The organism is Streptomyces sp. NPDC041713, from assembly GCF_055591085.1.
Genome location: NZ_JBVIZY010000004.1, coordinates 289,593 through 307,690 on the forward strand (window position 1 = coordinate 289,593; position 18,098 = coordinate 307,690).

The 18,098-nt window shown below is 71.2% G+C and carries 16 protein-coding genes and 1 pseudogene; 10 read left to right on the top strand and 7 right to left on the bottom strand.

Translation table 11 applies throughout. The annotated features are described in order from the left end of the window. Nucleotides 1-29: 29 nt before the first annotated feature. The 4 genes from ACZ6CV_RS14610 to ACZ6CV_RS14625 all read right to left on the bottom strand — a co-directional run bounded on the left by ACZ6CV_RS14610 (nt 30) and on the right by ACZ6CV_RS14625 (nt 4,281). Nucleotides 30-884, bottom strand: a complete 855-nt coding sequence (locus ACZ6CV_RS14610) for a carbohydrate ABC transporter permease (protein ID WP_469251141.1) — start codon at nt 882-884, stop codon at nt 30-32. Continuing rightward, nucleotides 877-1,821, bottom strand: coding sequence for a carbohydrate ABC transporter permease (locus ACZ6CV_RS14615; protein WP_469251142.1), 945 nt, complete (start codon nt 1,819-1,821; stop codon nt 877-879). The genes ACZ6CV_RS14610 and ACZ6CV_RS14615 overlap by 8 nt, the downstream gene beginning before the upstream one ends. Further along, nucleotides 1,818-3,080, bottom strand: a complete 1,263-nt coding sequence (locus ACZ6CV_RS14620) for an ABC transporter substrate-binding protein (RefSeq protein WP_469251143.1) — start codon at nt 3,078-3,080, stop codon at nt 1,818-1,820. The genes ACZ6CV_RS14615 and ACZ6CV_RS14620 overlap by 4 nt, the downstream gene beginning before the upstream one ends. Nucleotides 3,081-3,147: 67 nt before the next feature. Then, nucleotides 3,148-4,281 carry an ROK family protein gene (locus ACZ6CV_RS14625; protein WP_469251144.1) on the bottom strand — a complete coding sequence of 378 codons (1,134 nt, stop codon included), beginning with the start codon at nt 4,279-4,281 and terminating at the stop codon, nt 3,148-3,150. A 491-nt stretch (nt 4,282-4,772) separates the two neighbouring features. Between ACZ6CV_RS14625 and ACZ6CV_RS14630 the strand changes: the two genes are divergently transcribed. Together ACZ6CV_RS14630 and ACZ6CV_RS14635 are read left to right on the top strand one after the other, a co-directional pair. Next, nucleotides 4,773-5,864 (top strand): mechanosensitive ion channel family protein, encoded by a 1,092-nt coding sequence (locus tag ACZ6CV_RS14630; protein ID WP_362361283.1) that lies wholly within the window; start codon nt 4,773-4,775, stop codon nt 5,862-5,864. Nucleotides 5,865-6,010: 146 nt separating this feature from the next. Continuing rightward, a complete protein-coding gene (locus ACZ6CV_RS14635) occupies nt 6,011-6,937 on the top strand; it encodes a cation diffusion facilitator family transporter (protein ID WP_362361280.1) in 927 nt (308 codons plus the stop codon). A gap of 34 nt (nt 6,938-6,971) precedes the next feature. Here ACZ6CV_RS14635 and lipB read toward each other — a convergent pair whose 3' ends face one another. Then, on the bottom strand, nt 6,972-7,622 hold the full coding sequence (gene lipB, locus ACZ6CV_RS14640) for a lipoyl(octanoyl) transferase LipB (RefSeq protein WP_469251145.1): 651 nt from the start codon (nt 7,620-7,622) through the stop codon (nt 6,972-6,974). A 307-nt stretch (nt 7,623-7,929) separates the two neighbouring features. Here lipB and ACZ6CV_RS14645 point away from each other — a divergent pair, with 307 nt between their 5' ends. The 6 genes and pseudogenes from ACZ6CV_RS14645 to ACZ6CV_RS14670 all read left to right on the top strand — a co-directional run bounded on the left by ACZ6CV_RS14645 (nt 7,930) and on the right by ACZ6CV_RS14670 (nt 12,663). Continuing rightward, complete coding sequence (locus ACZ6CV_RS14645) at nt 7,930-8,355, top strand: hypothetical protein (protein WP_469251146.1); 426 nt, start codon at nt 7,930-7,932, stop codon at nt 8,353-8,355. 131 nt (nt 8,356-8,486) lie between these two features. Continuing rightward, entirely contained in the window at nt 8,487-9,116 is a 630-nt protein-coding gene (locus tag ACZ6CV_RS14650; RefSeq protein ID WP_469251147.1) for a class I SAM-dependent methyltransferase, read from the top strand. A gap of 38 nt (nt 9,117-9,154) precedes the next feature. Beyond that, nucleotides 9,155-9,640, top strand: coding sequence for a DinB family protein (locus ACZ6CV_RS14655; protein WP_469251148.1), 486 nt, complete (start codon nt 9,155-9,157; stop codon nt 9,638-9,640). Nucleotides 9,641-9,761: 121 nt separating this feature from the next. Beyond that, nucleotides 9,762-10,298 (top strand): annotated as a pseudogene (locus ACZ6CV_RS14660) (GNAT family N-acetyltransferase); the annotation flags it as partial. Between the two features lie 366 nt (nt 10,299-10,664). Then, on the top strand, nt 10,665-11,513 hold the full coding sequence (locus ACZ6CV_RS14665) for an aminotransferase class V-fold PLP-dependent enzyme (protein ID WP_469251470.1): 849 nt from the start codon (nt 10,665-10,667) through the stop codon (nt 11,511-11,513). A 157-nt stretch (nt 11,514-11,670) separates the two neighbouring features. After that, nucleotides 11,671-12,663 carry an esterase/lipase family protein gene (locus ACZ6CV_RS14670; protein WP_469251149.1) on the top strand — a complete coding sequence of 331 codons (993 nt, stop codon included), beginning with the start codon at nt 11,671-11,673 and terminating at the stop codon, nt 12,661-12,663. A gap of 77 nt (nt 12,664-12,740) precedes the next feature. Here the strand turns inward: ACZ6CV_RS14670 and ACZ6CV_RS14675 are convergent, their stop codons facing one another. After that, on the bottom strand, nt 12,741-14,117 hold the full coding sequence (locus ACZ6CV_RS14675) for a phenylacetate--CoA ligase family protein (RefSeq protein ID WP_469251150.1): 1,377 nt from the start codon (nt 14,115-14,117) through the stop codon (nt 12,741-12,743). Between the two features lie 1,003 nt (nt 14,118-15,120). Here ACZ6CV_RS14675 and ACZ6CV_RS14680 point away from each other — a divergent pair. Both ACZ6CV_RS14680 and ACZ6CV_RS14685 read left to right on the top strand, forming a co-directional pair. Then, nucleotides 15,121-15,906, top strand: a complete 786-nt coding sequence (locus ACZ6CV_RS14680) for a thioesterase II family protein (protein ID WP_469251151.1) — start codon at nt 15,121-15,123, stop codon at nt 15,904-15,906. Then, nucleotides 15,903-16,700 (top strand): AfsR/SARP family transcriptional regulator, encoded by a 798-nt coding sequence (locus ACZ6CV_RS14685; RefSeq protein ID WP_469251152.1) that lies wholly within the window; start codon nt 15,903-15,905, stop codon nt 16,698-16,700. Before ACZ6CV_RS14680 ends, ACZ6CV_RS14685 begins: the two co-directional genes overlap by 4 nt. A gap of 120 nt (nt 16,701-16,820) precedes the next feature. Here the strand turns inward: ACZ6CV_RS14685 and ACZ6CV_RS14690 are convergent, their stop codons facing one another. Next, entirely contained in the window at nt 16,821-18,071 is a 1,251-nt protein-coding gene (locus ACZ6CV_RS14690; RefSeq protein ID WP_469251153.1) for a cytochrome P450, read from the bottom strand. Between the last annotated feature and the right edge of the window lie 27 nt (nt 18,072-18,098).

Below are 18,098 nucleotides of genomic sequence, written 5' to 3' on the forward strand. Positions count from 1 at the left end.
AGTGCTGTGGACGTGCCGAGGGGGGCGGGTCAGGTCTTGGAGCCGGAGAGGGCGACGCTTTGCACGAAGTGCCGCTGCAGGAAGAGGTAGACGAGCAGCATCGGCAGGCTGGCGATGAGCGAACCGGCCATCATGACGGGATAGTTCGTCTCGAACTGGCCCTCCAGGGAGGTCAGTCCGGCGCTGATCGGCATCTGCTGCGGGTCGGTGTTGACGATGAGCGGCCACAGCAGGTCGTTCCAGGACCACATGGCGGTGATGACGGCCAGGGCGGCCAGCGCGGGCCGGATCAGCGGCAGCATGATGGACCAGAAGACGCGGAACGCCCCGGCGCCGTCGATGCGGGCGGCCTCCTCCAGCTCCCTGGGCAGCGCGAGGAAGAACTGCCGGAGCATGAAGGTGCCGAAGGCGCTGAACATGCCGGGCAGGAAGAGCGCGGGCGCGGTGTTCAGCAGGCCGAGCCACTGCACGATGTCGTACTGCGGAAGGACCAGAAGCGAACTCGGCACCATCAGGACGGACAGGAAGAGCGCGAACAGCGCGTTGCGCCCCCGGAATTGCATGCGGGCGAACGCGTAGGCGGCGAGCGAGCAGAAGACGAGCTGACCGAGGGTGCGCCCGACGGTGTTGATCAGGCTGTTGGTGAGCATCTCGCGGAACGGCAGCGAGGAGAACACCTCGTCGAAACTGGACCAGTTCCAGGTGTCGGGCAGGAACGTGGGCGGCACTCGTGAGGTCTCCGCGAGGGTCTTGAGCGCGGTGAGCAGCTGCCACAGGAAGGGGAAGACCATCACGAGCGCGCCGAGCGAGAGGACGGCGTGGGTGGCGAGGGATCCGGCGTCGAAGCGCCGCTGTCCGGCCGGTTTTCCGGTCGCGTCAGGCATAGTGCACCCACCTCTTCTGGAGCCGGAACTGCAGGAAGGTCAGACCCGCGATGACGAGCATCAGCAGGAAGGCGAGCGCGGCCGCGGCGCCCTGCGCGTTCTCCACGAAGGCCCATTTGTAGAAGAGGCCGACGATCGACTGGGTGTCTCCGATCGCGGGATTCTTCTCGGCCATCATGATGTAGATGAGATCGAAGGTCTGCAGTGAATTGATCATGCAGATGATCGAGGCGAAGAAGAGGGTGGGGCTGAGCAGCGGCAGGGTGATGGTGAAGAACCTGCGCAGCGCGCCCGCCCCGTCGATCTCCGCGGCTTCGTAGTAGTCGCGCGGAATTCCCTTGATGCCCGCCATGAAGATGATCAAGTAGTAGCCGGTGGTCGACCAGACGATGACCGTGCCGATCGCGTAGACGGCCGTGGAGGGGTCGGAGACCCAGTAGTGCCGGTCCACGCCGAACCAGCTCAGGATTTCGTTGAGAAGCCCGAAGTCGCCGTTGTAGAGCCAGTTCCAGACCAGGCCGACGGCGACCGGGAGGGTCACGAACGGCACGAAGTACAGGCCCCGGTAGACCGCGACGCCGCGCAGGCCGCGCCGGTTCAGGAGGGAGGCGACGACGATCGCGATCGGCAGCGCGGTGAGCCCGATGAGGGTGTAGATCAGGGTGTTGCCGAGGGCCTGCCAGACGGTGACGTCCTTGACGACGCGCACGTAGTTGTCGGTGCCGATGAACGTGTGGCCGCCGAACGCCCCGAATTCGGTGAAGCTGAAGTAGAACGTCTGCAGCAGCGGCCAGAAGTAGAAGACGGCGAAGCCGATGCCGAGGGGCGCGACGAACAGGTACGCGGTCTTGTCGTTGCGGGACCGGGGGCGGGAGCCGGACGCGGTGGCGCGGCGTTCGGCCGCTTTCGCGGCGGCCGTGGCGGGAAAGACACTCATGAGTCGCGTTCCTCCTTCAGGGCCCGGTCCATCTGTTCGCCCAGCGTGCGGGCGGCGCTCTCGATGCCGCCCTTTCCGCTGAACGCTGCGCCGAGCAGCGGGTATTGGAGGTTCTCCCACACGGCGGTGTTCCTGGAGCTCGGATAGGGAACGCCGTACTTCTGCATCTCGATGAAATGCTTGAGGTCGAATTCCGGCATCGAGGTGAGCCAGGCGTCCTGCGTTCCCTCGTACGAGGAGATGGTGACGCCCGCCTTCGCCTGGATCTCGGCGGCTTCCCGGCCGGCCATGAAGTGCACGAACTTCCAGGCCGCCGCCTTCTCGCGGCTCTTGGCGGAGATCACGTTGGCGAGGCCGTGGATGATGGTGGCCCGGCGCCGCCCCTTGGGCAGCACGGCGATGCCGCCGTGGTCCTTGAGCGCGGGCACGGCGTACATCTGGCCGGCCATCGCGGACAGGTCGTAGTTCATGGCGACCTTCTCCGACCAGTAGCGCACCCGGCCGACGGACTCGGTCATCGCGCTCTGCGGCGGCGACCAGCCCCGGTCGATCATGTCGGTCAAGAAGCGCAGGCCCTCGATGGACCGGTCGTCGCCGAAGCCCGAGCGGCCGTCCTCGATGACGTATCCGCCGGCGCCGCAGACGGCCGGGTAGATCTTCATCTGCCGGTCCATCTCGGCGGCGAAGCCGTGCACGCGCTGGTGCGGGTCGGTGAGTTCGGCCGCGGCGTCGCGCACGTCGTCCCAGGTCCAGTCCGCGTCCGGGTAGGAGATGCCCGCCTTGTCGAACAGCCGCTTGTTGTACCAGAGGCCGATGGTGTCGAAGTCCTTGGGAAGGCCGTACTGCGTGCCGCGGTAGGAGTAGAGCTCGACCAGGGCCCGCGGGTGGCGGTCGACGGGAGTGGCGTCGGCCTTGATGTGGCCGGACAGCGGTTCGAGGACGCCACTCGACGCGTACAGCTGGATGTTGACGGCGTTCATCCAGAAGACGTCAGGGGCGGTGCCGCCGCGCATCGAGGTCTTGAGGGTGGTCCAGTAACTCGACCACGGGGTGAGCTCGATCCGCACGGAGATCCGCGGGTTCGCCTTCTCGAACGCGGCGATGATCTTCTCCATGCCCGGCACCTGCGCCGGATCCCACATCCCGTACGAGAGCGTCGTGCGGCCCCCGCCTCCGCCGTCCGAGCCGCCGTTCCCGCCAGAGCAGGCGGCGAGCAAGGGGGCCGCGAGCGCCCCGCCGAGCAGTGTCCTTCTGCGCATCCGCGCCTTCGCCTCCCAGGAAGTCGTCGGGCGCCGCCGCGGTCCGCTCCCGTCGCCGGGCGCGCCGTCAGGACGCCGTGTCCGCGAGCAGTTCCTCCTCCACGTGGTCGAGCGCCTTGCGTACGGCGCCGATGGCCACGCCCCGCTCGCCGAGCGAGCTCAGCGCGATGCGCGGGACGTGCAGGGCCAGGGGGCGCAGCCGCTCCTGGAGCAGCGGCACCAGGTGCCGGCCGACCGGGGTGGCCCCGCCGGTCAGCACGACCAGTTCCGGATCGACGGCGAGACAGAGCGCGGCGACGCCCGGGGCGAGCCGGTCCGCGAACTCCGCGACGGCGGCCAGGGCCCGCGGGTCCGCGGTGTCCGCGGCGCGGGCCAGCGCGGCGACCTCGGACTCGCCCTCGCGCCGGGCGCCCGGCCATCGCAGGGCCTCCTGGGCGGTGTTCAGGCCGAGCAGCGGCAGCAGTCCCAGTTCGCCCGCACCGCCGCGTCTGCCCCGGTGCAGCCGGCCGCCGATGGTGAGGCTGCACGAGACGCGGTGCCCGGTGAGGACGCAGACGACGTCGGCGGCGAGGGTGGCCGCGCCCTGCCACCGCTCGGCGAGGACCGCGAGGTTCACGTCGTTCTCGACGAGGGTGTGGCCGGGCCCGTCGTCCTCGATCAGCCGCCCGAGGTCGACGCCGGACCACTCGGGCACCACGACCGAGGTGACGACCCCGCCCGTGTCCACCACCCCGGGCACGCCCACGCAGCGGGCGAGGACGGTGGCGCGGCGCGGGGCGTGGGCGTCGAGGAAGCTCTCCGTCTCGTGGCGCAGCAGTTCGAGCCGGGCGCCACCGCCCGCTTCCGGATCGATGTCGCGGCGCTGGGCTGCGAGGACGGTGCCGCCGAGGTCGGCGAGGAGCAGCACGACCTTGTGCAGCCCTATGTCGACGCCGAGCACGTGTCCGGCCTCGGTGCGGAAGCGGAACCGGCGGGCGGGCCGCCCCGGTGTGCGCCCGCCCGGTCCGTCGGCCGCCTCGCCGACGAGCCCGCGCTCGGCGAGCTCCTCGACGGCGGCTTCGACGGTGGGGCGGGACAGCCCGGTGGCGGCGGCGAGTTCGGCGAGGGTGCGGGGGCTGCGGCGGTGGAGGGCGCGCAGCACGACGGTGGTGTTGAGCCGCCGCAGCGCCATCAGGTCGTGCCCGCGTGCCGTGTTCCGCATCAGTGCTTCACCTCATGTCCGTGCGACGGCAGCCCTGTTGACGGGCCGCGATGTCCGGCGGCACACGGAATTGGAAAGGAGACTTGCATAACTCGCCGGGCCCGGGAACCCCTTCGACGGGACGGGTTCGGCGCGGGGTGCGCGCGGCCGCGCGGGCGGCTCCGGAACGGGTCGGTCCGCCGGTCGGCGGGCGTGGCCGGTTCGTGAAGATCCAGGTGGGGGCACGTGTGCCCGGCGGCGCCCGATGGGGCAGGATGACGTCCGCGCGGGGCCGGGTCCGCCGGCCCGGCGTGAACCGAACTCCCTGAATCGAGCAGGTATCTCAAGGTGACGTCACATCACATGCGCCGCGTCACGGGGTCATCGCCCCGTACGGCGGAGTACGTGCCTCATGCCGCGTACGCGTCCCGTACGGCGGATCACACGTCCCGTACGGCGCGCCGCGCCGACCGTCCGACGCGATGCGCGTCCCGTACGACGGGAGCAGTCCGATGACCCGTGCCCTCACACTGCACGACTGGATAGCCGCCGGGATCGCGGTGGCCGCGGGCGTCCTGGCCGGGCTGCTGCTGCGCGCCCTGCTGCGCTGGCTGGGCGAGCGGGCCAGCCGCACCCGGTGGAGCGGCGACGACGTCATCGTCGACGCCCTGCGCACCCTCGTCCCCTGCGCGGCCATCACGGCCGGCATCGCCGCGGCGGCGGGCGCGCTGCCGCTCGCACCGCGCACCGGACGCAACGTCACCATGACGTTGACCGCACTGCTCATCATCGCGGCCACGCTCACGGCGGCCCGGATCGTCACCGGCCTGGTCAGGGCCGTCGCGCAGTCGCGCTCCGGGGTGGCGGGGTCGGCCACCATCTTCGTGAACATCACGCGGGTCGTGGTGCTCGCGATGGGCTTCCTGATCGTCCTGCAGACCCTCGGCGTCTCCATCGCGCCGCTGCTCACCGCGCTGGGTGTGGGCGGTCTCGCGGTGGCCCTCGCGCTGCAGGACACGCTGGCCAACCTCTTCGCGGGTGTGCACATCCTCGCCGCGAAGACCGTCCAGCCCGGCGACTACATCCAGCTCAGCAGCGGCGAGGAGGGGTACGTCGTCGACATCAACTGGCGCAACACCGTGGTCCGGCAGCTCTCCAACAACCTCGTGATCATCCCCAACGCCAAGCTGGCCGGCACCAACATGACCAACTTCAGCCGCCCCGAGCAGGAGATGTCGATCACGGTCCAGGTCGGGGTGAGCTACGACAGCGACCTGGAGCAGGTCGAGCGGGTCACGACCGAGGTCGTGGACGAGGTGATGACCGAGATCACCGGCGCCGTCCCCGACCACGAGGCGGCCATCCGCTTCCACACCTTCGGCGACTCGCGAATCAGCTTTACCGTCATCCTCGGCGTCGGGGAGTTCAGCGACCAGTACCGGATCAAGCACGAGTTCATCAAGCGCCTGCACCAGCGCTACCGCGCCGAGGGCATCCGGGTCCCGGCCCCGGCGCGCACGGTCACCGTCCAGCAGGGCGAACTGCCCCCGCCGCTCGGCATCCCGCACCAGCGGGACGCCTCGGTCTCGCCGCGCCTGCACTGACCGTCTCCCGCCGCCGCGACCGGGTGGCTCGTCACACCATCCGGTCCACCGCACCGTCCGGCCCGCCGCACCGGACGGTCACCCGCTGCGCCGAGTGGCCGACCGCTCGGTGGCGGCCCGCCCCACCGCGTGATCCGATCGCGGGCATGGGGCACGACCACGGCCCGGCCGCGGCGACGGCGGGCGGCACGCTCAGCGGCACGTACCGCAACCGCCTGCTGTGGACCATCGGCATCAGCGGTGCGATCACGCTCCTCCAAGTCGTCGGCGCGCTGCTGTCCGGCAGCCTCGCGCTGCTCGCCGACGCCGCGCACAGCCTGACCGACGCGGTGGGCGTCTCGCTGGCCCTCGGCGCCATCACCCTCGCGCAGCGCGCGCCGACACCGCGCCGCACCTTCGGGTTCTACCGGGTGGAGATCTTCTCCGCGGTCCTGAACGCGCTGCTGCTCGTCGCCATCTTCGTCTGGGTCCTGTGGTCGGCGATCGGCCGGTTCAGCGAGCCGGTGGAGGTCAAGGGCGGCCTGATGTTCGTGGTCGCGGTGGGCGGCCTCCTCGCCAACCTGGTGGGGCTATGGCTGCTGCGGGACGCCAAGGACAAGAGCCTCAACCTGCGGGGCGCGTACCTGGAGGTGCTGGGCGACGCGCTCGGCTCGGTCGCGGTGATCGTGGGCGGTCTGGTCATCCTGCTGACCGGGTGGCAGGCCGCCGACCCGATCGCCTCGATCGTCATCGGCCTGCTGATCGTGCCGCGCGCGTACGGGCTGCTGCGGGACTCCGTGCATGTCCTCCTTGAGGCGACTCCGCAGGACGTCGACCTCGGCGAGGTGCGCCGGCATCTGCTGGAGGAGCCGGGTGTGGTCGCCGTGCACGACCTGCACGGCTGGACGGTCACCTCGGGGATGCCGGTGCTCACCGCCCACGTGGTGGTGACCGAGGCGGCCCTCGCGGACGGCTACGGGGAGCTGCTCGGCCGCCTGCAGCGGTGCGTCGGCGGCCACTTCGACGTGGCCCACTCGACGATCCAGCTGGAGCCCGAGGGGCACGTGGAGGACGAGGCGGCGCTGCATACGTGAGCGGGTCGCTCGGCACGCTCACGTGCACGGGCTCTCAGCGCGGCCGCGCCCCGAAGGCTTCGGCCACCGCGTCCCGGACCGCCGCCTCGGCGGGCGCCGCGACGCCCCGTGCGGCGGCCATCTCGGCGAGGGAGGTCATCGCCACCTCGGGCAGCCCGCACGCGGTGAACCGTGTGAACTCGTCCAGGTCGGACGCGATGTTGAGCGCGAAGCCGTGGCTCGTGACGCCGCCGCGGATGCGCATCCCGATCGAGACCAGCTTGGCGTGGCCCGGCGTCCACACGCCCACCAGGCTCTGCGCGCCGGACGGGGTGTCGCGGCGCACCGCGTCGAAACCGAGGGAGCCCACCGCGTCGATCAGCGCGTTCTCCACCTGGCGCACGATGTCGCCGGGGCCGCGCTCGCGCAGATTCAGGATCAGATAGCCGACGAGCTGGCCGGGGCCGTGGTAGGTGGCCTGGCCTCCGCGGTCGACCTCGACGAGCGGGACCGGTGAGTCGGCGCGCGGCAGTTCGTCAGCAGGTGTACGGGTGCCGTAGGTGATGACGGGCGGGTGGGTCAGCAGGACGAGACGGTCACCGAGAGTGCCGGCGCGGCGCTGTTCGACCCAGCCCCGCATGGCCTCCATGGCGTCGAGGTAGGGGACCTCGCCCAGATCGACCCGCTCCAGTTCCCGGGCGCCCACCGCGCCACCTCCTGTACCCGCCGACTCGCACACGCACTCGTCTGCTCGACCAACCGAACCGGCCGGCCCGGCGGGACATTCCCGCCGTACGAGATGAGCCCCGGACCCCCAGTATCCGCCACCACGACCGCCTGCGCGTCGAATCGCTGCAATGTGGGGCGAGTTGCCTATGTTGATCCGGCGCGGGCACGCGCAGTGCCACGCGATTCCCCCTCCCCCGCCGCGACTCAACACCGCGGACTCGACACTGCGGGCTCAACGCCCAGACACGGATGCCACGTTGAAGTCAGACCTGAGCATGAACCCCTTGAAGTACGTATCCACCGCCGGGCTCGTCGCCCTCGTCGGTCTCGCCGCCGGGGCGCTGTTCCTGGGCCCGGCCCCGGACACGGCGGGCGCGGCGAACCGCCCGGCCGCGTACGCCGCGGCGCCGACCACTCCGCCTCCCGCCGCCCCGGGGCCGTCGCTCACGGCGAACGTCTCGGCGAGCAGCGTGCGGAGCGCGGAGGAGTTCCGCATCCACGGCGAGGCCCGCGGTCTGCCCGCCGGGACCCCGGTCACCCTGCAGCAGCGACAGGGCGCGTTGTGGGTGACGCTGCCCGCCACGGTCGGCACCACGCCGCGAGGGACGTACTCGATGCGCGTCAGACTCGCCTACCAGGGGCGCAACGCGCTGCGCATGAGCGCGGGTGAGACGCTCTCGCCCGTCGTGTACGTGACCGTCCTGCCCTGACCCCGGGCGGCACGCTCGTCGTTTTTGCGGATCCCGCAAGAAGGGATGCCGTTTCGCCACCCGTCGGCCCAGACTCGGCCCCAGGGAGTCCGGAGAGCCGGACTCCGAAGGGACCGAGAAAGAGGCATCCGATGGAGCAGACCGACGCGGCCACGTACTGGGACAAGGTGTACGCGGAGCGGCCCGCGCCCGCCGCGCCGCAGCCGAACGCCCGCCTCGTGGAGCACGTCTCCGACCTGACCCCGGGGGACGTGCTGGACATCGGGTGCGGTGGTGGCGGCGACGCGCTGTGGCTCGCGGGGCGCGGCTGGCAGGTCACCGCCGTCGACGTCTCGGACGTGGCGGCCACCCGGCTCGGCCGGCTGGCCCGCGCACGCGGCCTGGGCGACCGGATCACCGCCGCGCGGCACGACGTACGCGCGTCGCTGCCCGGGACGGCGTACGACCTGGTCACCGCCCACTACTTCCACGCCCCCTACGAGCAGGACAGGGCGGCCGTCCTGCGCTCCGCCGCCCACCTGCTGCGCCCGGGTGGGCGGCTCCTGGTCGTCGACCACGGGTCGACCGCGCCGTGGTCGTGGAACCAGGACCCGGACGTGCGCTTCCCGTCGCCCGAGGAGGTCGCGGCGTCGTTGCGGCTCCCGCCCGCGCAGTGGGCGGTCGAACGCGCGGAGAAGGCGCGCCGCGTCGCGGTCGGACCCGACGGGACGACCACGGCCGAGGTCGTCGACCACGTCCTGCTCATCCGCCGGAACCGGTGACATCCCCAACGGTGACGTCCCGCCACAAGGAGAACGCCATGCCCACCGCCTCCCGCCGCTCCGACGCGCCTCCGCCGCGCACCGGGAACAGCGAGACCGAGGTCCTGCGGGGCTTCCTCGACTATCTGCGCGCCTCGGTCGCGGCGAAGGTCGACGGAGCGCCGGAACCCGACGTGCGCACGGCCGCCGTGCCGTCGGGCACCAACCTGCTGGGCCTGCTGAATCACCTGACCGCCGTGGAGAGCGCGACGTTCCTCGGCGAGAAGGTCACCGACTGGCAGGCGACGTTCCTGGCGGACCCGCAGGACGGTGTCGCCGAGGTCGTCGCCCGCTACCGGGCGACCGTCGACCGTGCGAACGAGGTGCTCGACACCTGCGCCGACCTCGGCGCACCACTCCCCCGGCCCGGCCACCCGGGGCCGAGCGTCCGCTGGGCGCTGACCCACCTCATCGAGGAGACCGGCCGCCACGCGGGGCACGCGGACATCCTCCGCGAGCTCATCGACGGCAGCACGGGGCGCTGAGCGAACGGACGGACGGGCGGATGGTGGGCTGAGCGAGGGGATGGCCGAGCCGAACGACAGCCGAGCGACAGCTGGGCGACCGCTGGGCGAGGCGATGCTCGTACGCCCATACGATCACTGGATGGCATCCACCACACCCCCCGCCACCTACCTCCGGCACGGCCCGCGCGTGGCCGTACGCCGCATCCGCCGCGAGGACTACGAGGAGATCACCGCTCTCCGCGCGGAGAGCGCCGACCTGCTGCACCGTTGGCTCGGCGTCCGTGAGGCGTCGGTGGAGGCCTTCGAAGCCTCCCTCGCCCGCTTCCAACAGCCCACCCACGAAGGCTTCGTGGTCTGTCTGCGCGACACCGGCGCGATCGTGGGCGGCGTCAACGTCAACAACATCGTCCGCGGTTCGCTGTGCAGCGGCACGCTCGGATACACCGCCTACGCCTCCACCGTCGGCCGGGGTTACCTGACCGAGGGTCTCGGACTGGTGGTCCGGTTCGCCTTCGAGGAGCTGGAGTTGCACCGTCTGGAGGCGAACATCCAGCCGGACAACGTGGCTTCGCTGAATCTCGTGCGGCGCCTGGGGTTCCGGCGCGAGGGCCTCTCGGAGGCCTTCCAGTTCATCGGCGGCGCGTGGCGGGACCACGAACGCTGGGCCCTCACCGCCGAGATGGCGGCAGCGCAGGCGGGCGGCGCCCCGCCCCGGCACGCGCCCCGGCACCCGTCCCGCCCCACGGCGGGCGTGCACGAGCGGTACGGGCTCACGCGGATCATCAACGCCCGGGGAACCTACACCCCGCTGGGCGTGTCACGGAGCGCGGACTCCGTCGCGGCGGCCGCCGCCGAGGCGCTGGGCGAGTTCTTCGTCATGGCGGAGCTGCAGGACGTCGCGGGACGTACGGTCGCCGCGGCGACGGGGGCGGAGGCCGCGACGGTGGTGCACTGCACCTCGTCCGCCCTCACGCTGTCGGTCGCGGCGTCGATGACGGGCGACTCCGTCGAGCGGGTCGCGGCGCTGCCGGACACGAGCGGCATGCCCACGCGCGTGGTGCTCCCCGCCGGGCACACGATCGACTACGGTCACCCCCTGCTGCAGGACATCCGCCTCGCGGGCGCCCTTCCGGTCCCGACGGGGACGGAGGCCGGCTGCACGGTCGCGGACCTGGACGAGGAGCTCTCCCGGCCCGGCACGGCGTGCCTGCTCCTCGTGTCGTCGCGGCTCGTGCGGGGCGCGGACATCCCGCTCGCGGAGGCCGTCGCGACCGCGCACCGGCACGGGGTGCCCGCCGTCGTCGACGGGGCGGCGCAGGACCTGCGCATCGAGGAGCTGCTCGGGACCGGCGCGGATCTCGTGCTGGTCAGCGGCCAGAAGTATCTGGGCGCCCCGACGGCGGGGCTCGTGATCGGGCGCGCCGGGATGGTGCGCGCGGTCCGGGCGCAGGAGAAGGGCATCGGGCGCGCGATGAAGGCGAGCAAGGAGGCCGTGTGCGGTGTGCTCGCCGCGGTGCGTGCGAGGCAGGAGACGGATCTACGGGCCTGGCGGCAGGAGCAGGAGGAGAAGGTCGCGCGGTTCACCGCGAGGGCGGGCGCGCTGCCGGGCGTCCACGCGGTGGCCGTGCCCGACCCGACGGGGCTGCCCTTTCCGCGCGCCCGGCTCCGCTTCGATGCCGCGGTGTCCGGCGTGGACGCCGTCGCCGTGGCGGATGCGCTGCGGGCGGGCTCCCCGCCGATCTGGCTCATGGACGACGCTCGGGACCGGTACGAACTCGCCCTTGAACTCGTCCCGTTGACGGACGAGGAGATCGACGTCATCGTCGACCGGCTGGGTTCCGTCGTGGCGGCGGGGCGGGCTCCGCACGCCGGGGCGACCGACGGCCCCTGATGTGACCTCTGGAGTTCCGTGACCCCTGGAGTTCCGTAACCCCTGGAGTTCCGCTCAACTCACGTGCCCTGTGCGGTCGTTGACGTATACCGTGGCATCGCTCCACGATGCGGAGCTCCCACGGCAGGGCGCTCCCCCCACCCCCACGGAGGTCCCTGTGCGCACGTCCTCTTGGCTCGGCGGTCTCGCGGCGGCCGTGCTGACCCTGTCCGTCCTGCCCGCATCCGCCGCCCGGGCGGCGGCCGATCCGTCGCCGCCGCTGGAGATCCCGACGGCCCAACTCGCGGCGGCACTGCACTGCCAGACGGACCTCGACGACCTGCGCGAGGCGAGCGACAAACCGACGGTCGTCTTCGTGCCGGGCACCGGCCTCAAGGGCGAGGAGAACTACGCCTGGAACTACATGGCGGAGCTCAACAAGAAGGGCTATCAGGGCTGTTGGGTGGACTCGCCGGGACGCGGGCTCAGGGACATGCAGGAGTCCGTCGAGTACGTGGTGTACGCGGCGCGCACCGTGCAGGAGCGCACCGGCCGCAAGGTCGACCTGGTCGGGCACAGTCAGGGCGGGCTCCTGACGGCGTGGGCCCTGCGGTTCTGGCCGGACCTCGCGGGCAAGGTCGACGACATGGTGACGCTGGGCGCCCCGTTCCAGGGCACCCGGCTCGCCAGTCCGTGCCGCCTGATCACCGAGGTCGCCCGCTGCCCCGCGTCGGTCCTGCAGTTCGCCCGTGACTCGAACTGGACGAAGGCGCTGAACGCCGGGGGCACACCGATGCCCGCGGGCCCGTCGTACACCACCGTCTTCTCGTACGCCGACGAGTCCGTGGTCGCCGACGGGCAGGCCCCGTCGCTGCCGGGCGCCCGGCGCGTCGGCGTCCAGGACATCTGCCCCGGACGCCCCTGGCCGACGCACATCGCCATGGTCGTCGACCAGGTCAGCTACGACCTGGTCGCCGACGCGGTCGAGCACGCGGGCCCGGCCGACTCCGGCCGGATCGACCGCGCGCACTGCGCCAAGCCGATCATGCCGCTCAACAGCGAGGAGGCCGTCAACGCGCTGCCCGGCCTGCTCAATTACCCCATCGAGCTGCTCATCCACAGCCAGCCGTGGGCCGACGCGGAACCGCCGCTGCGCGAGTACGCGCGGTGAGACGCGGCGGCCGGCTCGCCGGGTGAGCCGGGGCCGGCCGCCGGCGTGGGACCGGTCAGACGGCGGCGTGGGACCGGTCAGGCTGCGGCGTGCGGGATGATCGTCCGGTACTTGCCGCCGTCCCCCTGCCGGGGCGGTTCCTCGGCCCGTTCCACGGTGACGTTGTCGAGCTTGTTGTCGGCGAGCAGGCGGGTCAGTCCGTCGTGGGCGTTGCGCCACACGCGGTCGGCGTCGGCGCCGGGGGCCTTGACCATGCGGACCCGCAGCGTCGACGGCTCGGTCTGCTCGATCTGGAACAGCTCGACGCCGGGCATCCGGTCGAAGAGGCTGCTGAAGGCCAGCGGGGCGAGCCTGACGTCGTCACCTCGGCCGGAGGGGAAGCTGAGGATGTCACCGGCCCGGCCCTGGACCCGGATCGCGGGTGACGTGGCGCCGCAGGGGCAGGGGTCGGGGCGGACCATGACGCTGTCGCCCAGGTCGTACCGCAGGAACGGCTGGACGCGGTTGGCGAGGTTGCTGATCAGGACGGTGTGCGAGAACTCCCCGGCCGGCGTGGGCCGCAGGTCGGCGTCGACCGGTTCGAGCACGGCCCAGTCGTCGTTGACGTGGTACCAGCCCTCGACGCAGCCGTGGCTGAGATAGGTGCACTCCGTCGCGCTGTACATCGTGCGCACCTTGGCGCCGAAGGCCTTCGCGATGCGGTCGGTGTCGCTCTCGCTCATCGTCTCGCCGGCCGGTTCGATGAGCACCGGGTCGATGTGCAGCCGGCCCGCCTCCTGCTCGGCGGTGAGCAGCATGATCGTACTGGCGTAGCCGATGACGAACGCCGGTCGGTAGTCGTTGAGTTCGGCCACCAGCTTCGCCATCGGTTCGTGCACCGAAAAGGCGCGGAGCAGTTTGCTGCGACCCCCGCCCTCCAGGGCCATCCGGGAGTAGCCGGCGAAGCCGACGTAGTGCCCTTCGGTGGCGACGAGTTGGGCGAAGCGGCCGCCGCGGGCGACCGCACGGGCGATGCCGAGGGGGCCCAGCCAGGAGGCGAGCACCCGGGAGGAGACGGCGGACGAGACGGACATGTACCGGTCGTCGAGCACGAACAGGCCGCGCCTGCCGCTGGTCCCCGAGGTGGTGGCCACCAGATAGCGACCGAGGAAGCGCCGGCCGATCAGGTCGGGGTCGTCGGTGAACGCGCGCACCTTCTCGAAGGTGATGTCCCGGTCCGTCGGCCAGTCGTCGAAGTGGTCCATCAACTGCTTCTTGTCGGTGACCGGCAGCAGCGCGGGGTCGTCGATCCGCTCGGGCAGACCCCGGTAGAGCTCCCGGTAGTACGGCGATGCGGAGCGGGCGTGGGCGACCAGGTCCGCGAGCCGGTCACCTCGGCGCCGCGCGACCGCGTCCGGGCCCTGTTTGCGGGCCCGGCGGATGTCCCGCATCAGCCACGACATGCTCTCGCTCATCGTCTTGTGCTCCTTCGTGTGGCGGGCCCGCCCGGTGGGGCCCGCCGGGGGCGGCGGGGGTGTGTGCCCGAGCGCCTTCGATACGGGTGGTGGGGGGGGTGACGGGCGCCCGTGGGGCGGGCGGGCCGGCTCCCGACCGACCGCTTTCCCGCAGGCGGCGCCCTTCATCCATGGCACGACGATCGCCGATGGCCCGTCGGCCAGGGCCCCTTGAACGAGGCGAGTCACCCCAAAAGGTGACAACCCCGCCCCGACGTCCACGAAGCCGGGTAGCCCGGCCACCGTCCCTGCACACGGGAGCGGATCCGGCCACGCGACTCCCGCCAACGGCCCGCCGCCCCACCCTCCACGGCCGTGACACGGCCACCTACCGCGCTTCCCGACCGGCGCCGACCAGCACAGGAGCCGCCATCAGGACCGATCCGGAGCCGTCGACACCGCAAGAAAACAACCGGCCACAATCGGCGTCGTACGTTATTCACGCACCAGCCACACGGGGAAAACAGATCATTTCCTCGCGACGGCGCGGAGAGCGAGAAATAGCGCAGGCCAGCAGACGCGATAAAGGGTAAAACCAGGGGCGCGTAATATTCGCGCAAAGAACGGCACGCGGGTGAGTGGAGCGAGAGTCCACGGCGGCTCCAGCCGGGTTCAAGGGCCACTGACCGGGCCCTCGGCCACCGTCCCCCGACCCAGGCCGCACAACGACTCCTTGGAGGCGACCCGTGGGCCGCACCACACCTGCCGGGCCGCACGTCCGCCAAGGCGCATCACCCAGCATTCATATTCAAATTCACCTTAAACCGTCCACTTGTGATTCGATCACGAAAGAATCCGAACAGAAAGTAAAGGGAATGTCCGATTCCGCGCTGTTGCGATCTAACGCACGTTGCCCTTTAAACTTTGAGCTGCGCATGATCAGGAGCTGCAATGCGATGTGGCGACACCGTTGTCAGCGTTCCTGGCGAAGGGAAAGATCTTGTCTGCCTCCCCCACACCCGATATGTCGGACCCCTGGATACGCCGTTTCCGGCCCCGGCCAGAGGCCGCCGTCTCTCTGGTCTGCTTCCCCCACGCAGGCGGCTCGGCCACCTACTTCCACCCCCTGGCGCAGTCCCCCACGCTGCTGCCGGACGCCGAAGTCCTGGCCGTGCAGTACCCCGGCCGACAGGACCGGCGCCGCGAGCGGCTCATCGACGACATCCCGACCCTCGCCGACCTGGTCACCGAGGCCCTCGCGCCGTTCGACGACAAGCCGCTCGCCTTCTTCGGCCACAGCATGGGCGCCGTGCTCGCCTACGAAGTCGCGCAGCGGCTCGGTGAGCACACGGGCGCGCGGCCCTGCCACCTGTTCATGTCGGGGCGCCGCGCCCCCTCCCGGTTCCGGCCGGGCACCGTCCACCTCCTGAACGACCGCGAGTTGGCCGCGGAGCTGCGCCGCGCCGGCGGCACGGACCCGATGTTCCTGAACGACCCCGAGCTGCTCGCGGACATCCTCCCCGTCGTCCGCAACGACTACCGCGCGGTCGAGTTGTACCGGTGGAAACCGGCGCCACCTCTGGACTGCCCCATCACCGCACTGGTCGGCGACCGGGACACGCAGGCCCCGCAGGACGACGTCGCGGCCTGGCGGGAACACACCGCGGGCCCCTTCGACCTCAAGGTCTTCCCCGGGGGCCACTTCTACCTCAACACCCACCAGAGGGACGTCTCGCGGATCATCGCCGGCGCCCTGGCGGACCGCACGCGCCGGCCCGCGGCGCGGACGGCAGGGGGGACGGCCCGATGAGGTACGAGATCCTCGGCCCGCTCCGCATCAGGAACGGCAACACGTACGGCACCATCAACGCGCAGAAGGTCGAAGTCGTCCTCACCGTGCTGCTCATCCGGGCCGACCAACTGGTCTCCCTGGAGCAGCTGATGCGGGAGATCTGGGGCGAGGACCTGCCCCGGCGGGCCACCGCGGGACTCCACGTGTACATCTCCCAGCTCCGCAAGTTCCTCAAGGTACCCGGCTCGACCGGCAACCCGGTCGAGACCCGCGCGCCGGGATACGTGCTGCGCAAGGGCGACGACCGGATCGACGCCCAGGTCTTCCCCGAACTGGTCGACTCGGGACGCTCGTTGCTCAGGGAGCAGCGGTACGACGAGGCGGCCTCCTGCTTCGGACAGGCCCTCGCGCTGTGGCGCGGGCCGATCCTCGGACAGGGCGGGAACGGGACCGTCGCCAACGGCCCGATCGTGGACGGGTTCTCCACCTGGCTGAACGAGATCCGCCTGGAGTGCCAGGAAATGCTCGTCGAGTGTCAGCTGCAGCTCGGCAGACACCGGGAGGCGGTCGGCATGCTGTACGCCCTGACCGCGGAGAACCCGATGTGCGAGGCGTTCTACCGCCAGCTCATGCTGGCGCTCTACCGCTCCGAGCGGCAGGCGGACGCGCTCAAGGTGTACCAGTCGGTCCGCAAGACGCTCAACGACGAACTGGGCCTCGAACCGGGGCGCCCGCTCCAGGAACTGCAGCGGGCCATCCTCTCCGGTGACACGCATCTGATGTCCCCGCCCCTGGCGATGTCCGGCCGCTGACCGGCCCGACGGCCCGTCGCACGGCGTGCGCGCACGGAGGAGGCGTACGTCTGCGGCCGGCCCGCGGCAGGATCGGTGCGTCAGAAGGCGCTCGGAGGACCGTCAGAAGTCAGAGTGCTGTCAGAAGGCGCAGTGCAGGTGCTTGATGCCCTCGATGAAGCTGGAGTCGAGGCGCCGCGGCTGCCCCACGGCGTGGATCTGGGGCAGCGCGGCGAGCAACTCCCGGTACAGGGCGGTGATCTCCATCCGGGCGAGGTGTGCGCCGAGACACACGTGCGGGCCCACCGCCCCGAACGTGACGTGCGCGTTCGCGCCGCGCGTGATGTCGAAGCGGTACGGGTCGGGGAAGACGTTCTCGTCGCGGTTGCCGGACCAGTAGAACAGGAAGATCCGGTCGCCCCTGCGGAACCGGTGGCCGTTCATGTCGCAGTCGCGGGTGGCGACCCGGCGCATCCAGTTGATGGGCGTGGAGACCCGTAGGATCTCCTCGACCGCGTCCTTGGCGTACCGGTCGAAGTCCGACACGAGCAGCTGCTTCTGCTCGGGGTGCTCGGTCAGCAGCACCAGGGCGTGCGAGATGGCGTTGCGGGTGGTCTCCATCCCGGCGATGACGAGCAGGATGAAGAACGACACGAGCTCCTGGCGCGTCAACTGCTCGCCGTCCGCCTGGACTTGCACCAGCTTGGTGATCAGGTCGTCGCCGGGCGAGGCCAGCCGCTCCTCCCGGAGACCGGCGATGTAGTCGCCGAGCTCCCGTGACGCCTCCACCACCGCACGCTCGGAGTCGGCGCGGTCGGGCACGTAGTCCGGATCGAGGGGGCCGACGATCGTGTTGGACCGCTCGAAGAGGAAGTCGTAGTCCTTCTCGGGGATCCCCATCATGTCGCTGAGCACCGCGATCGGCATCTCCGCCGCGACGGGCCTGATGAAGTCCCCGGGCCCGCGCTCGACGAGTTCGGCGATGATGCGCCGCGCCGTGCGCGTCGCCACCGCCTCGAACTCCGGCACCATGGTGCGACCGAAGGAGCGCGAGACGATCCGGCGCAACCGGGAGTGCTCGGGATTGTCCATGTTGATCATCGAGCCGTAGTACTCGTCCAGCTCGGGCGGCAGGCCGATGATGGTGGTCGCGCCGTTCGAGGAGAAGTCCTGCGGCCGGCGGCTCACCTCCGCGATGTCCGCGTACTTCACCAGCGCGTGGTAGCCGAACGTCCAGGGCACGCCCGGCATGTTCTGCCGGATGAACGCCGGGTGCGGCAGCCCGCGCAACTCCTCGAACAGCGCCACGCGTTCCTCGTGCGACCGCCCCCAGAACGACGGGTCGACCAGGTCCGGGAGTGGGGCGGCCGGCTTGCTGTTCGTGATGGACACGATGCCTCGCTTCGCGTGATCGGAGCG